This is a genomic window from Prosthecobacter sp. (assembly GCF_044232965.1).
Lineage (GTDB): Bacteria > Verrucomicrobiota > Verrucomicrobiia > Verrucomicrobiales > Verrucomicrobiaceae > Prosthecobacter.
Genome location: NZ_JBIIKX010000110.1, coordinates 1 through 13,866 on the forward strand (window position 1 = coordinate 1; position 13,866 = coordinate 13,866).

Genomic DNA, 13,866 nt, shown 5'->3' on the forward strand with positions numbered 1-13,866 from the left:
CGGAAGCCTTGCAGCGGGTGCGTGGCGGCCAGCCACCGGCCAGCATGGAGCAGATGATCCGCCCCATTGCGAGCGCGGCAGTCCGGGAGCAACTCGCCACCTTGCGCACGGTGCAACCGGATGATCCGCCCGCAGGGCCTCAGCGCTTCGACGCGTTCACGCCTGCGGACCAGATCATTGGCACGACCACGCCAAAACCAAGGCGCAAGCGCGTCAGCGTGACCACCAACGGCACGCTGGTGGATTGGAAGGCGGTGAAGCGAGCGTATCGTCGCACCGGTTCCATCAAGCAGACGGCGGTGCAGTTCGAGTTGTCGATCAACTCCGTGAAGGCGCGTATCCGCCGGGAGGGCTGGACCCATGAGTGATCGTCTCTCCATCACCAAGTATGGCTCGCGGTATTGGGCCGTGTGGCTCGACGGAGAGTTGCTGGCCGTCACGCTCTACAAGAAGGGCGCTCGGGCCATCACGGCCGCGATTACGACGCTCTCCACGCATCACGGAAAGGAGGTCCATCATGGCATCCAAGCCGCGTGAACGTGCACTCAAATCAACCACGCCCTTATCCGTGCAGTCGCCGATGAACTGGCGACCGCGCACGGCGGAGGATCTGATCGGCCAGGCCCGCCGTGTGGCGCTGGCGCAAGCGAGCAAAGCCAAGCGGCTTGCCAGCGATCCCAGCGCCACGATGAAGTTGCTGCTCTATGGTCCGCCGGGCGTGGGCAAGACCAGCGTGGTGGAACTGGTAGCCTTGCAGCTCGCAGGCACGCCTCTCTCCATTGAGGACTACAACGGGCGTGAGGTGACGGTGGACCTCGTGCGCGAGTGGATGAAGCAGCTTCCCTATGGCAGTCTGTTCAGTGCATGGTCGGTCAAGATCGTCAACGAACTGGACCGCTGCTCCCGCGAAGCGCAGGACCTGCTGCTCACCTACCTTGACCGATTGCCACCGGGCCGGGCGTTCCTCGGCACGAGCAACCTGCAATTGGATCTGCTCACTGAGCGGTTCCAGACGCGGTTCCAAGCCATCAAGCTGCTGCCACCGACCACGGAGGAGTTAGCCGCGTTCCTGAGCTCTCACTGGCTGGTGCCTGCATTCACGGCCGCACAAATCGCCGTGGGCAGCGGTGGCTGCGTCCGGGCCGCACTCGCCGACCTCGAATCCTACCTCGACCACACACCCTGAACCCGAACCAACGAACGACCATGCAACACATCCAACAAATGATTGATCAACACGGCGGCTTTGAAGCTGTCCGCACCCGCTACCTCCGTCTTGAGAACCCGCCGTTCATGCGGCTGGTGATCGAGGTGATCGGTGGTCCGTATCCCAACGGCGCGTATGAAATCAGCATCGCGCATTACAGCGAACAGAACGGAGATGCCATGCGTGATCCCGAGATCACGTTCCTCGTAGTTCCTGCGGAACAAGGCACGACATGGACACCGCTCACCTTCGAGAACAGCTACCTTGGCTGCTATCAGGTGGTGGCAAGCGTCACACCAGCGGGACTCATCGAAGCACGCGATCCCGCGCTCATGCGCGATTTGCGCGACTTCGCCAATCAGTGGGATTTGAACCTCAAGCAGCAGGGGTTCATGGAGGTGTTCGTGCGCCAATATGGTGATCAAATCGGTGCGACAACGGAAGGCACGGTGACGAGGCAAGGAGACGGCCCGCAAGGGTCATGAACCTGAACCCACCTGCCCATGAGCAAGAAAGACCTCATCGAACAACTGCGCCATCGCCTTGCCAGCAACGACCGCTGGGCCTTGCGAGCGCTAATGCGCATCTACCAGAACCAGACGGCTGATGAGCAATGCCGTGAAACCACCATCGAACGCAATGGCATCGGGTTCACCGGACCTGATGCGGAAATCCTGACCAGCTTCGCCCGTCAGTATCAGCGGCGCGGCAGGCTCACTGAGAAGCAGATGATCATCCTGCGCCGCCGCATGCCGGCCTATGCGCGGCAGATCGTGCAATGCACCGACACCACCCGCCTTGAACACGCCTTTTGCGGCACCTGCTATACGCACACTGCGGATAGCCAGTCTGCCGCATGAACCCACACCCAACACACCACCATGCCTAGAACCAAAGCCAAGCCTGAACCTGCCGCCGCCATCCTCACCGAGGCCGCGCCCGTTCCTCCCACCACGCCCGCACTCGCTGTCCTGCGCAAGATCAGCCTCGCGGGCTTCGCCGTGCAAACGCCTGCCAGCAAGAGCACGAAATCCTATCCGCTGCTGCCTGATCCCGAGGGTCAGGTGGCTGAGCTGGTGACGGCCATCCTCACGCACTCCGCCCAGGCCGAGGCGCTGGAGGGGGCGCTTGAGCTGGAGAAGTCCGAACTCATTGCCATCGCCAAACCGTTCTACTTTGCGCATCACGCCGGTCAGCACGTTCTCGCCTCCTCCATTGAGGCGCGCGCTGCGGATGGCCGTGTGGTGCGCGTTGGGTTCTCCAATTCGTATCGCGGGGTGAGTGATGAAGCCGCACTGCTGCGGCTGGCCGGTGAGCACACCGAGCGGTTCTTCAAGCAGAGTTTCGAGATCAAGATCAAAGGCGATGTGATCCCCGAAGCTGCTGTGGAACCACTGCTGGCCGAGTTGCAATCACTCTTTGCCCGTCACGGTGCCACGGCGGCGCTGGTCGCCAAAGCTGTGATCAAGCCGACCAAGGAGTGGCATACCGCACGCCACACGCTGTTCAATGCCGCACAAAACCAGCAGCTCGACAAGGTGGTGCCGGTGAGCGCGAGCGTGAAGACCAAGCTCGGGAGGGGCGGTGATGATGAGTGATGCCATCACACTGACGATCTTCGGCGGTGAACGATGCCAAACGGCGCGGGCGGCCTTGGAAGGGGCCGCCCGCAGCATCGAACGCAAACGGTGCAGGCAAGTTGAAGCCACCGCACCTCCCGCGCTGCTCACTTACCCAGCACGTCCGATTCAGGGCGGTCGGCTGGAGCTGGCTCCACCGAAGCGCGGTCTGTGGTACGCGGAGCCGAAGTTCAACGGCTGGCGGGCTCTGGTCCACACACCCAGCGGCACGCTGTGGAACCGCCACGGTGGTAGGTTGACCATCGCGGCGTGTTTTTGTGATGCGGTGGAGCAGTTGCGTGATCTCGCCGATGACGGCCTCATCTGGGCCGACTGCGAAGCACTGGAACGCCGGCATCACATCGCACGCGGCACGCTCATCCTGCTCGATGCGATCCCCTCTGATCCGATGTTCACACCGAGCTATGCCGAGCGCCGTCAGTTCCTTGAATCCCTGCGCATTCCGCAGGAGCCATTTTCGAGCGGGCTCAACGCGGGCGATGAACCGCCCCTCCTGCTCACCACCAGCCAAATGGTGTGCGCTCAAGACGAGGTTCTCGCGTTCTACCAGAGCCTCCGGCAGAGCAATCGCCATTTGGGAGCCGAGTTCTTCGAGGGCGTGGTGATGAAGATGGCCCGCTCTGAGTATCCGATCCAGCGACGAAGCAGCACGGAGGAGTTTCGCGGCTGGATCAAGCACCGGCACTTTTGAAATTGCAGCGAGCGAATTCGCCATTGAAGCGTCGCGCCAGTTCGTCGTAGGCTCGTGCCGCGTCAATCTCTTTGGCAAATCGAAGGGAGCGGTAATGCACTCCCTTTACACAGACGACAGCCTGCCATGGTTTCCGCAGGCGCGAGGTGTAAAGTAGCCCCTTGTAGCGTGAACTCGCATTGTCTCGATGGCGCTTCGCATTGGCGGCGTTTTGCGATCTTGTGGCCAGGCGCAAGTTGCAACGACGATTGTCCAGACCGTTTCCGTTAATGTGATCGACGTCGAGCCCATCCGGAGCGTTCATGATCACCCGGTGGAGCCGCATCATTTTTGAGCGACCGCCATTCGCATAGACACGAGTCTGCGCGTAACAAGTCGTGTGCTTCTTGTTTATGTGCCAGCGATGGCGGTCCAGCCAGTGAGCATCCTCGTCATCAACCATCAAATACATCCCGTTCTGGAGTCGGCGGCGTTTCACGCTCCGGGTGGCGTGTCAACAACCTGAGCATCCTTGTTGCGCAACGAAGATGTGCCTCACAGTGGAGCTGGCGCATCGGTTGCCGTACACTTGAAAACCGAACTCGGGAAACTCGTCCCACCCCCCTTTAGGGGGACGAGTTCCAGGACGAGTTCGCGCAGATGAAAAAAATCAAACAACGTCAGGACGAGTTCGGTGGCTTAAAAATGGTGCTCAAAACGGTGCGACAACGGTAGCCACGGTGACGAGGCAGGATTCATGAACGATTCCCTCTGCAAGTATCACACCTTTCTGTTCATCAACGGCGCACAGGTGGGCGATAACGCCACGTTTGCCGACTGGTATGCGGATGACGCCGCCGCCATCAGCGATGCGCGCAGCTACTTCACCACCGAAGGCTACCACGTCGAATCAGTGGTGGTCAGCCACGGCGAAGTGCGTCCGGCCAGCCGGTTCCTGCCTGCCCTGCACGGGAAGATTCTCACCGTGCATCTCACCACTCAACCCTGATCCGCCCATGACCTCCAACGACCTCTTTGCCTGGATCGCGCTGGCTGGCCTGATGGCCGCCATCCTGATCTTTGGCTGAATCATCCGCAACCTGCGGACCAACACCCGAACCCATAGAAACCGAACCACCATGCCCACACGCACCCTGAACCGAAACGCCGAAGCCACCGAGATCGAACTGCCGCCCGACGCGGCCACGGCCGATGATCACCGCAACCCGCCCCGCCGGAGGCGCAATGAACAGGAACCCGTTCCCGACGTGGGGCTGCTGTTGCAGCCAGAGCCGCGTCATGAACTCGACAAGCTGATCCTGCATGCGGAAGTGAAGACGGACATCCTTGCCGGCCTGCGGGCGCTGGAGATCCGTGCTGATCTTGACCTCATTTGGAACCTGAGCGCCATCCAACCGCAAGAAGGAAAGTGCATTTTGAACTTTTACGGCCCGCCAGGCACGGGCAAAACGCGTGCCGCGCTAGGCATTGCGCTGCGGCTGCGGAAGCCGCTCTATCAGGTGGACTATTCGGCGGTGATTTCCAAATACCTCGGCGACACCGCCAAGCACATCAAAGCCGCGTTTGCCGCCGCCCGCGAGCATGACGCCGTGCTGTTCTTCGACGAGGCCGACAGTCTGCTCTCCAAGCGCGTTGCCACCGGCGAATCCTGCTCAACCTCCATCAACCAGAATCGCAACTGCCTGATGCAGGAGTTGGATCGGTTCGATGGTGTGGTGATCGTGACCACGAATCTGTTTGAAAACTACGATCCCGCGCTGCTGCGGCGCATCCAGCGTCATATCAAATTCCGCATTCCAGACGCCTCCATGCGAAGGGAGCTGTTCGCCCTTCATCTACCCAACCCTGATCGGGTGGAGGCTGATTACGCGGTTCTCGCGGAGCTATCACTCGGCCTCAGTGGCGGGGACATCCTGAATATCTGCGTGAACGCAATCTACGCAGGCAGCACCGATGCGAATCCGGAGCGGTGGGGGGTGAGCCAAGCGATGATTGAAGCCGAGATCAAGAAGGCGCGGAAGGCGAAGGCCGAGCACTCGGGGGGAAGGGAAAGAACCGGAGGAAGATTGGGTTTGTGATGGTTTGAGCGTGGTGCGGGGACGGAGTGTGAGGAGGATGTCCAGCGCATGACTTTCGAGGCAATGTCGCGATGCCTGAAAGCAGCTCAGAACGCCATCGCCGGCACATCAATGAGAGAATATACCTCAAGGGGATCGGGCTGTCCCTTGACGGGGTATATGCCGACATTCTGGTAAAGCTGGCGGCCATTCGGCCACCCCTTGAGGAAGCTGTCGCTGGCGAGCACGGGCACCTGCAGCTTGCGGGTCAGACTCTCGATGCGGAAGGTCACGTTTACGGCTTCGCCGACTGCTGTGGTATTTCCTCGTGCCATAGCGCCCAGAGCGACATCACCTATGTTCAAGCCAATATGGCAGTGAACCTCGAGGTTCATGTTTTTCCGCAGCCATTTGCGTTTTAGAAACTCGTGGGCTTCCAGGCCGCTGAGCAGCTTAGCGGCTTCGGTGGCCTTTTCCCGAGTGGATGGGGCGTCGTCGGGCCAGTAGGCAAAAACACCGTCTCCGATGAACTTGTCGATGATGGCATCTCGTGACTTGAGAACGTCCTCGCATTGCGCATACCATTCGCGCAGCATTGCAGCGACCTCCTCTGCACTGAGTTGGGCGGAAAGGGCGCTGAAATTGCTGAGGTCACCTACGAGCAGCGTGGTCCGGACGGTTTTCACGGGTAGATCAAGATTAACGGTTTTAAGCGAATGGGTGCTGTTGTCGCCGGATTCGTTTGGCGGGCGCTCTTCTTCCACACTGTCGAAAACGAAATTGCTCGTGCCAAACTGCACGCGATCGCCATGGCGCAGAGCACGGGCACTGGAGACGACAACGTCGTTGATGAAACTTCCGTTGGCGCTGCCGAGGTCCGAAACCCAGAAAAGCTGCCCGTCACGGCGGATGGTGGCATGCTGGCGCGAAACACCCCCGTCCACCAGCCGGATGGATGCGTCGGAACTGCGTCCGATCAGGTTGAAGTCATCAAGGACGATATCGATTTCCTTCTTCAGTGATTTCAGTTTGGCTTGCATATGGGTAGGTCAGTGCGCCTCTTTTAGCCTGCTAGGAAATGGCCTTCTTGAACCGCCACCAATAATAACCATAAATAAACTAATTAACTATAACCCAAATTGGGTTACCACATTATTCGGCGTTACGCACTCACGTTGCCTTCAACGATCGAGTTTTTGTTGGCGTCTAGGTGAGGAGGCTTGTTGCCCTGCAGATCATGCCATCTGGGGAGGGGGGCACTGCCCCCCGCTAGAACTACAATCTCATCGTCATCGGCGGAGATTCACTATTTGAGCTTCTGCTATGGTGGCTCGACTGGCTAGAAGGTCTTGCCCTTCTCGAAAACTATGACCCCGCTCTGCTGCGTCGTATCCAGCGCCACATCAAATTCCGCCTTCCATGCGCCTCCATGCGCAGGGAACTGTTCGCTCTTCATCTCCCCAACCCAGATCTGGTTCAGGCTGATTACGCGGTTCTCGCAGGCCTCTCACGCGGGCTCAGCGGTGGGGACATCCTCAATGTGTGCGTGAACGCGATTCATGCGGGCAGCACGGATGTACATCCGGCGACGTGGCTGGTGACGCAGGAGATACTGGAGCGGGAGATTGCTGAGGTGAAGAAGGCGAAGGAGGAGCGGTCGGGAGAGAAGGGGAAGAAACGGAGGAGGATTCCCTGCTGCCATGAACAAAGTTACTCTCCTTTCCACATTCCGCGCGCGGTGGTTTGATTGCTTAAAACGGCTATGGCTGACCGCCGATTTCCGGTCGATGGGTTAATAAATAAAGATAAGCGAGTGTTTCCATCTTTTAATAACTAAGCGCATTGTATATCAATGTGTTAGCCCATTATTAGCCTGTCAGTAAATTAGGGGTCCAGTTAACTTTTTTTATTATTGAAAGTAACTGGATCAGTCTCTTCCTTCTGGAACCTCATCTTCTTTTTTGTACTCTTTGCCACAAACGGGCTAGGCCAAGTGTCCTACCGGGAGGCGGTGAGTCGTTATTACCAGCACGCCATTGAGGCGGCAAGAGCGGCCCAATGGGCTGACTATCATTCCCGCAAGGCCTGGCAGAATCCATGGCAGCAGGACCTCGTTGCCCTTGCCTGGCAGTGGAAGGCTTACGAAACCCAACAGCGCCAGTGGGCCGCCTACTACCAGCAGTTTACGAACCAACAGTCCGCCATGCACTCCCAGCCTCCTGCCTCGACGCCCCAGCCCCAGGCCATCGGCGGCGGCCAGCCACCTATCGTCATGCGTGGCAGCCAGGCCTATGGCCATGTCAGCCTGCCCACCGCCCTTCTCCGCATGATCCAGGCCGGCAACGCTCTACAAAACAAGCCCTACATCCTCGGCGGCGGCCACCGCCAGCTCGAGGATGTGGGATACGACTGCTCCAGCTCGGTGTCTTACCTGCTAATCAAGGCCGGGCTGCTAAGCCAGGTACTCAATTCCAACCGCATAGCCAACTATGGTGTATCCGGGCCCGGGCGCTATGTCACCCTATGGGTAAAACCCGGGCATCATGTTTTTATCACCATATGCGGACTGCGGCTTGACACCAGCGGTGGTCAGGTGGCAGAAGGGCCCCGTTGGCGCACGACGGACCGCAGCCTCAGCGGATTCATGCCACGTCATCCACCCGGGCTGTGACCGCCCTCCAGCCTACATGAGACTTACTTCGAAAAAGACAGATAGGAGCGCCGCCTCTTTCCAGCAGGATGCCGGCCTGCTACTCCTTCGGCTTGGCCTCGGCCTACCCATGCTGTTGCAGCACGGGCTGCCCTACTGGAGGCAGTTTCAGGAACAGGCTCCGAGCTTTCTCAGCGTCTTCGGCCTTGGTGCCCATACCACTCTCGTCCTTACCATCGCCGCCGAAGTCGGCGCATCCCTGCTCATGATCGCCGGGTTATTCACTCGTGCTGCATCTCTCCTCTTTGCTACCACCATGGCGGTGGCCTTTGTCGTCGTCCACGGTGCCAGCTTTCAAGGGGAGCAATCCGGAGAGCTAGCCTTCCTTTACTTTGTCGGGGCGGCCGCCCTTGTCATCATGGGGCCGGGGCGCTTCTCATGGGATTGCTACAAGACCGCCTAGGGCAGCAAAGACGTCCCTATTTCTTCACCGGGCTAACGCATTTAACAGCCATATGAGTGAATTCGACTCACTGCTTGAAATGCCACTTAAAAGATAGCGAGTAGCTAATGTGTGACGGATGTTTTAAATCAGCGTCTCGCGGGTCAATCAATCCATTGCACCTTCATCGTCTTGGAATAAGTTCTTAGTTAGACTTTGCTGCCAAGCATTTACCCGAGCTGTTCTAGCCGAGAGAGCACTAGATGGCGCTGTTGTTCGGACCCTAGCGCCAGTCAATAGCCATAGGCGGAAAGGACAAACAACGATCGTGCGCCCAGGTTTTAGATCTGAACAACAAATTAGAATAAACACAAAAAATGGGTGAATATAAATAAATTTTAAACATGAGTTAATTCAAAAAATATGCAGCCAGACAGTATCGGAGTTAATAATTAACAGCTAATTCTGCATCGCAATCTACTAGGAAATTGCTTTTGAGGGGGGCGGGTCGAGTTGATCCTGGACGTGGCGGGGATGGGGTGTGAGGGTTAGCTGTCTGCTGTACCGGATGCCGGGTTCAGCCCTCGCCAGTGTTCTTGCGTTGCGGCAGTTGGACGCCACGGGCGGCGATCTCCCGGTGGTGTCGCCTCACTTGTTCCATCATTGTCTCTTTGCGTGAGGAAGGTGGCGGCTGATTGCGCACGATCTCGCGCATTTGTTCGGGTGTTACCAGTGGCATAAGTGTGGGATTGGAGGAGGGAATCAATACGGAGGCGACTCTGCGGAGGCTGCCGAGGCGCTGGTTGAGGCCGGAGGCGCGTTGGCGTAGGGAGGCGTAGAGAATAGCCTTCTCTGAGCTTATCTCCTCATGAGAGATAGCAGCCGGTGCTCCTCCGGGGTAAAATCCCGCCAGCGGTGCTGGTTGGCTAAGACTTGTCCCAGTGGCATTTCCATCAATCGCGAGTCTTGTGGACACGGACCTAAGAAGTGTTGTCTTACCAATTCCCGTGTTTCCGGGGTCCAGTTTGGCGGTGATGGGCTCGATAAAATTGCGCGTAACTCGGGTGCCATTTCCATACGGAAAGGTAGCACTTTCTGGGTCGATTTGCCACTGATTCAACAGAGGATATTGTTCGGCGACAAGTCGCATTTCCATGGACAAGTTCGTTAGGCGCGCAGTTCTTATTTCACCTTTGTCATCAACGATCTTGGAGACGGAATCGGGGTTGATTGGATGCCGCCACTGGTGCAGTGTGAAATCGAAGCCGGAGCCTGTTCGAGTCACCAAGTCGCTAATCTTGGAGGGACGCAGGGTTTCGGCTTCCGTTATTTCAGCGTTGGAGACGAATGCCTCCAGCGTTAGCTTAGCATCTCCCACCACGCCGAGATCGAGGGGTTTTTCGTCTCCGATCCGGGGCGCTGGCGATCAGCCGATTTTCTTCGGCGGACTTCCTTCGGTCCGCCGACCTTGCGCCCATTGACGTAGGTGCCATTGCGGCTGCCGAGATCACGCACGCAGGCCTGCGGCGGGCAGGCTTCGAGTATGAAGTGGTGGCGCAAGACACATTCATCATCCGGCAGGTTTACCTGGTAGTCAGGATGCCCGAGTAAGAAGGTATCGTGTGCGTCGAAAGACCTTGCCTTTGGCAATGCCTTTGGTGATGCGGAGCTGGACAGTGGCAGGCATGATGGACTTTAAGCGCATTCTGCGCTGGTAGCGGGTGCTTGCGCAAGCGCTTTGCGCAGACCAGCGTCAAGACTTTGCATAGAAGCGGTGCGGACTGCTTCGCACCACGTCTCGAAGCCAGCGGCTTTCTTTGCTGGCGTGTCGCGGTGCAGGTGCCAGTTCATGCTGCGGGTGTTCAAGCGGAGGTAGGCACGCAGGGCTGCAGGAACATGGGCGTAACTTTCAAAGCTGGGATGACCACGGTCCTCAAGTATGAGATGACGGCATTTTTGCCAGAACGGCTGCCGCAAGGCCTCGGCTTCTTCCCCAGAGAGCGGTTCATTTTCCAAATGATGCCACAGCGGCGCGAAGTCGCGGTCCAGCAGCAGATCGGTGATGGGCACCCCGCCTGAGCAGTGAAGGGAGCGTGCCAGATAACGGAGCGAACGGCCCAACTGACCGCACTGGGAGGCGTAAGCGGATGCTGAATACCAGAGGTTCGGATTTTGGCTGAGCGCTTCCAGCCGCAAGGCACGGCGGCACAACGCCAGGGCATCTTCCGGGCCGCGATGGAGATTCAGAGCACGAGCTAGCTCGTTCACCAGCTCTGCATCTGGAGTCTGCATGCGCCGGACGGCCTCAGTGCCAATCTGCACGGCCTCAGGCAGGCGGTGCAGCGCGGTCAGGATCGCCACGCGCCCGGCGCTGGCAGACATGTCCCAATAACCACCGGTGGGTTTTACCTCGGCATACCAGTCAAGAGCCTTTTGGTAGGAACAGGCCTCTTCGAGGGCAGTGGCGTTTTCAAAGGCGATCTGGTCATCGCCTTTGACGGCGGATTCACGGGAGTGTTTGGTGGTTTGCATAGTAATGATGAGTGGTTTCACCGGCACCTACGGAGTTCGCGCAAAACCAACCCGGAGCGGGTTGCTCTTGATCTGGTCTGCATAGACCTTGGCACGTTTGCGGTGGTGTGCGGCATGTCCGTTGCAGAGCTTTTTCAGCTCGTTTCCAGTAAGGGTGACCATGATTCCTTCGATCATGTGGTGTGCGTGTGTTGTGTTCTTTGGTCCTGCAATTTGTTTGCAGAGAAAGTTTCAGAAGCTCCCGCCAGAGGGCTTTGTATGGGCGAAAACCAAGTGCATGCCTGACTCAAAGTGAATTCGGAACAGTGACTGGTTTCGGCGTGATTGGTAATGTGAAATAGTAGCCGGAAACGACTCAAAATCCACCCTGTAATTCTTCATCCGCGAAGATAAAACCGTTGCATTTCAGAAGATGAGCAGACGCCTAAAGCATGTTAAAATCGCTCATGTTTCTTGAGTGCCTCCAACGTGAAATGGCTGTCTGCCATCATGGTGAAATCGAAGCGTTTTTGGCGGATGATCCTGGCCGCTGGCATGTGGTCAGCATCCGAGAGCCAGATCACCCTGAAGCCATACTCAAGGATGCCTTGAAAGCGCATGCTGTTGTCTTCGAGGATGTCCTTAGCTCAAAAGGCACCCACGGTCACGGCCCCAAGGCGACCCACCTCGAAGGCATCTTGCGCTTCGTGCAAAACAGCGGCCAGGCACCTTTGCTGTTTCAATGCTGGGCGGGACGATCCCGCAGCACCGCCGTTGCGCTCGTGGTGATTGTGAAAAGCCTCTGGGATCAGGGCATGGACGGTCCAGAATTGGTGCGCACTGCTGCGGACATCCGCTGGGGCAGACCCTCAGCAAGGCGCTGGTGGACGAGCCGAGAATTCGACGGAATTTCTTCGATTGAAAGCGCATCGCCGTGTGTCCGGTTATGTCGGCTCGGCACAAACGAGAGAGGATAGCTTTTTCAGTGGTGAGCGATGATCAGCCAGCCGTTCTCCTGCGCCCTATCGAGGAGCTGAACGGCTTGTGGATTATTTGGTAGTGCGTTCGGCGTCGGTTAGGGAGCCGAGATCGGTGACGATGACGTCGATGGGGAAGAGTTCTTTGCTTTTGACGAGGATGTTGCCGGCGTGGGCGTCGCGGATGATGGCTCCGGTGGGGCTTGTCGTCCTTGAGTTCGATGCCTTCCACGAAGGGCTGGGCGGTCCAGATGACGCCGTTGCCACGGGTGTTGCGCGAGACGCCGATCATGCGGGTCTGGATGCCGGGGAAGGCGGCGCTGTAATTCTGGAGGCGCTGGAGGTATTGAGCCGGTGAGCGGCCCATGAAGCCGTAGGTGTCGAGGATGGTTCTGCGGATGACGACCAGATTTCCTTTCTCGCCGGTGATGTAAACATCAGGCTCGGTGCCACCGCCGGAGTCGCCGAGGCGGGTGATGAGGTTGTTTACCTGGGCGGTGTCCCAGAAGAAACCCTCAGCCTTGGCGCGTTCGATCAGTTTTGCTTCTTCGGCGACGAGGTCGTTGAGGTCGGCGCGTTCGGTGTAAGGGGGGATGGACCTTCCGGGACGCGTGTATGTTTCCGGTTTTTCTGATTCGCTCGAAACAAGGCCAAGCGCTGCTCCGGTGTCAGTTTTAATTCGGGCGAGCCCTTGAATAAGCCGAGATTCTCCATGCTGCCAAGCTACTCCCTTTTGGGCTAAAAATCCACTGGTTTGATCACGCTAGAGTGTCTTGATTCCCTTGGCCTTGCACTCGGCCTGCATCTGCTGGCTCATTTGCTCGTTGAGGCGGCGTCGTTCGCGCATGTGCTCTGGCAGCGTCGAGTAGTCGAACGGCTTGGCGTGCGTCGCCGGTGGCAATGCGCTCGGCTTTGTTGAACCATTGCTTGTAGCTGTCATGGGAGAAATCATACACCAGATCGGTCGTTTCGCAAAGCGGGGTGGAGAAGTGGCAGGAACCGTCCGACTGGCGGTATTTGTCCGCGTGGCGGCGGTCCGAGGGTTAGGGGGTGGGTGGGGGTTTCAGTGTCCTCGTCTTCCTCATTGCGGTAGCGTTCGGCGTTCGCCTGCATCTCGGTTTCGAGATCGGCGAGTTCGATCTCCGGTGCGTAGTCGTAGAGGTCATTCTCGAACTGGCGCGCGTCTTGTAGGACTTGATCTAGTTTCCACGAAAAGCGGGCGGTTTTGGTGGCATCCCACTTGGGACCCTGCCACGGTCTGATTTAGCGCTGGGGTGTATGGCGCTCCTGTCGCTGGGCGGCGAGGGCTGCGTTGCACACTAGGGCCAGCGATTCCTGGATCTCCGGCGGCTGCTCCTGATTGAAGGGGAACACTAGAAGTCGGTCCGCCTGTTCCTGTGTGAGGAGATTCTTCCCGATGAGGTTGAGATGCTCGATGGAGGTCTTGAAGAGTCCGCCGTGGACCTGTCCGATAGTCAAGGTTTCCTGTTGGGGTATTGGTTCCATGGTTGATTGGGGATATATCTTGTCGCGCTGGGTGGCAAGGCACTGATATGAACTCTTACCCGAGCTGCCTTTCTAGCAGCCTGTTGAAAAACCTCTCCTCCTGGGTGATGAGAACAACCCTGCATGTTTGAGCAACGCCAAACCAAGCAACGCCAGCAGGAACTCTGGATAGTCGCCGGAGAACT

21 protein-coding genes are annotated in these 13,866 nt (G+C 58.1%); 13 read left to right on the forward strand and 8 right to left on the reverse strand.

The window, feature by feature from the left end:
* The 7 genes from ACILSI_RS25370 to ACILSI_RS25400 form a co-directional block, all read left to right on the forward strand.
* Positions 1-368 (forward strand): hypothetical protein (locus tag ACILSI_RS25370; protein ID WP_395724722.1); only part of this gene is annotated, 368 nt, incomplete at its 5' end.
* A complete protein-coding gene (locus ACILSI_RS25375) occupies positions 361-537 on the forward strand; it encodes a hypothetical protein (protein ID WP_395724723.1) in 177 nt (58 codons plus the stop codon). The genes ACILSI_RS25370 and ACILSI_RS25375, both read left to right, overlap by 8 nt.
* Positions 518-1,186 carry an ATP-binding protein gene (locus tag ACILSI_RS25380; protein ID WP_395724724.1) on the forward strand — a complete coding sequence of 223 codons (669 nt, stop codon included), beginning with the start codon at positions 518-520 and terminating at the stop codon, positions 1,184-1,186. Before ACILSI_RS25375 ends, ACILSI_RS25380 begins: the two co-directional genes overlap by 20 nt.
* 20 nt (positions 1,187-1,206) lie before the next feature.
* Positions 1,207-1,692, forward strand: coding sequence for a DUF6908 domain-containing protein (locus tag ACILSI_RS25385; RefSeq protein WP_395724725.1), 486 nt, complete (start codon positions 1,207-1,209; stop codon positions 1,690-1,692).
* 18 nt (positions 1,693-1,710) lie between these two features.
* Positions 1,711-2,067 carry a hypothetical protein gene (locus tag ACILSI_RS25390; protein WP_395724726.1) on the forward strand — a complete coding sequence of 119 codons (357 nt, stop codon included), beginning with the start codon at positions 1,711-1,713 and terminating at the stop codon, positions 2,065-2,067.
* 21 nt (positions 2,068-2,088) lie between these two features.
* Positions 2,089-2,805 (forward strand): hypothetical protein, encoded by a 717-nt coding sequence (locus ACILSI_RS25395; protein ID WP_395724727.1) that lies wholly within the window; start codon positions 2,089-2,091, stop codon positions 2,803-2,805.
* A complete protein-coding gene (locus tag ACILSI_RS25400; protein WP_395724728.1) occupies positions 2,795-3,538 on the forward strand; it encodes a hypothetical protein in 744 nt (247 codons plus the stop codon). The genes ACILSI_RS25395 and ACILSI_RS25400 overlap by 11 nt, the downstream gene beginning before the upstream one ends.
* On the opposite strand, the gene ACILSI_RS25405 is transcribed toward ACILSI_RS25400, so the two are convergent.
* On the reverse strand, positions 3,519-4,016 hold the full coding sequence (locus ACILSI_RS25405; RefSeq protein WP_395724729.1) for an HNH endonuclease: 498 nt from the start codon (positions 4,014-4,016) through the stop codon (positions 3,519-3,521). The genes ACILSI_RS25400 and ACILSI_RS25405 overlap by 20 nt on opposite strands.
* A 258-nt stretch (positions 4,017-4,274) precedes the next feature.
* Here ACILSI_RS25405 and ACILSI_RS25410 point away from each other — a divergent pair, with 258 nt between their 5' ends.
* Together ACILSI_RS25410 and ACILSI_RS25415 are read left to right on the forward strand one after the other, a co-directional pair.
* Positions 4,275-4,526 (forward strand): hypothetical protein, encoded by a 252-nt coding sequence (locus ACILSI_RS25410; RefSeq protein ID WP_395724730.1) that lies wholly within the window; start codon positions 4,275-4,277, stop codon positions 4,524-4,526.
* Positions 4,527-4,656: 130 nt separating this feature from the next.
* Positions 4,657-5,616 (forward strand): ATP-binding protein, encoded by a 960-nt coding sequence (locus tag ACILSI_RS25415; protein WP_395724731.1) that lies wholly within the window; start codon positions 4,657-4,659, stop codon positions 5,614-5,616.
* 86 nt (positions 5,617-5,702) lie between these two features.
* Here the strand turns inward: ACILSI_RS25415 and ACILSI_RS25420 are convergent, their stop codons facing one another.
* The gene (locus tag ACILSI_RS25420; protein WP_395724732.1) at positions 5,703-6,635 is read right to left on the reverse strand and encodes an FHA domain-containing protein; all 933 of its coding nucleotides are present in this window, start codon (positions 6,633-6,635) and stop codon (positions 5,703-5,705) included.
* Between the two features lie 389 nt (positions 6,636-7,024).
* On the opposite strand from ACILSI_RS25420, the gene ACILSI_RS25425 reads away from it, so the two are divergent.
* The 3 genes from ACILSI_RS25425 to ACILSI_RS25435 all read left to right on the forward strand — a co-directional run bounded on the left by ACILSI_RS25425 (position 7,025) and on the right by ACILSI_RS25435 (position 8,708).
* The gene (locus tag ACILSI_RS25425; RefSeq protein WP_395724733.1) at positions 7,025-7,342 is read left to right on the forward strand and encodes a hypothetical protein; all 318 of its coding nucleotides are present in this window, start codon (positions 7,025-7,027) and stop codon (positions 7,340-7,342) included.
* Positions 7,343-7,507: 165 nt separating this feature from the next.
* Entirely contained in the window at positions 7,508-8,266 is a 759-nt protein-coding gene (locus tag ACILSI_RS25430; protein ID WP_395724734.1) for a hypothetical protein, read from the forward strand.
* Positions 8,267-8,282: 16 nt separating this feature from the next.
* Positions 8,283-8,708 (forward strand): DoxX family protein, encoded by a 426-nt coding sequence (locus ACILSI_RS25435; protein WP_395724735.1) that lies wholly within the window; start codon positions 8,283-8,285, stop codon positions 8,706-8,708.
* 556 nt (positions 8,709-9,264) lie between these two features.
* On the opposite strand, the gene ACILSI_RS25440 is transcribed toward ACILSI_RS25435, so the two are convergent.
* From ACILSI_RS25440 to ACILSI_RS25450, 3 genes are read right to left on the reverse strand one after another with little or no spacing between them, the layout of a single operon-like run.
* Positions 9,265-10,068, reverse strand: coding sequence for a hypothetical protein (locus ACILSI_RS25440; RefSeq protein WP_395724736.1), 804 nt, complete (start codon positions 10,066-10,068; stop codon positions 9,265-9,267).
* Positions 10,047-10,337, reverse strand: a complete 291-nt coding sequence (locus tag ACILSI_RS25445) for an FHA domain-containing protein (RefSeq protein WP_395724737.1) — start codon at positions 10,335-10,337, stop codon at positions 10,047-10,049. The genes ACILSI_RS25440 and ACILSI_RS25445 overlap by 22 nt, the downstream gene beginning before the upstream one ends.
* Positions 10,338-10,382: 45 nt before the next feature.
* Complete coding sequence (locus ACILSI_RS25450; RefSeq protein ID WP_395724738.1) at positions 10,383-11,219, reverse strand: hypothetical protein; 837 nt, start codon at positions 11,217-11,219, stop codon at positions 10,383-10,385.
* 431 nt (positions 11,220-11,650) lie between these two features.
* Between ACILSI_RS25450 and ACILSI_RS25455 the strand changes: the two genes are divergently transcribed.
* Positions 11,651-12,175 (forward strand): hypothetical protein, encoded by a 525-nt coding sequence (locus ACILSI_RS25455; RefSeq protein WP_395724739.1) that lies wholly within the window; start codon positions 11,651-11,653, stop codon positions 12,173-12,175.
* 72 nt (positions 12,176-12,247) lie between these two features.
* On the opposite strand, the gene ACILSI_RS25460 is transcribed toward ACILSI_RS25455, so the two are convergent.
* The 3 genes from ACILSI_RS25460 to ACILSI_RS25470 form a co-directional block, all read right to left on the reverse strand.
* Positions 12,248-12,442: a hypothetical protein gene (locus ACILSI_RS25460; protein ID WP_395724740.1), complete on the reverse strand. Its 195-nt coding sequence runs from the start codon at positions 12,440-12,442 to the stop codon at positions 12,248-12,250.
* 496 nt (positions 12,443-12,938) lie between these two features.
* Positions 12,939-13,115 carry a hypothetical protein gene (locus ACILSI_RS25465; protein ID WP_395724741.1) on the reverse strand — a complete coding sequence of 59 codons (177 nt, stop codon included), beginning with the start codon at positions 13,113-13,115 and terminating at the stop codon, positions 12,939-12,941.
* 323 nt (positions 13,116-13,438) lie between these two features.
* Complete coding sequence (locus tag ACILSI_RS25470; protein ID WP_395724742.1) at positions 13,439-13,681, reverse strand: hypothetical protein; 243 nt, start codon at positions 13,679-13,681, stop codon at positions 13,439-13,441.
* Positions 13,682-13,866 lie beyond the last annotated feature (185 nt).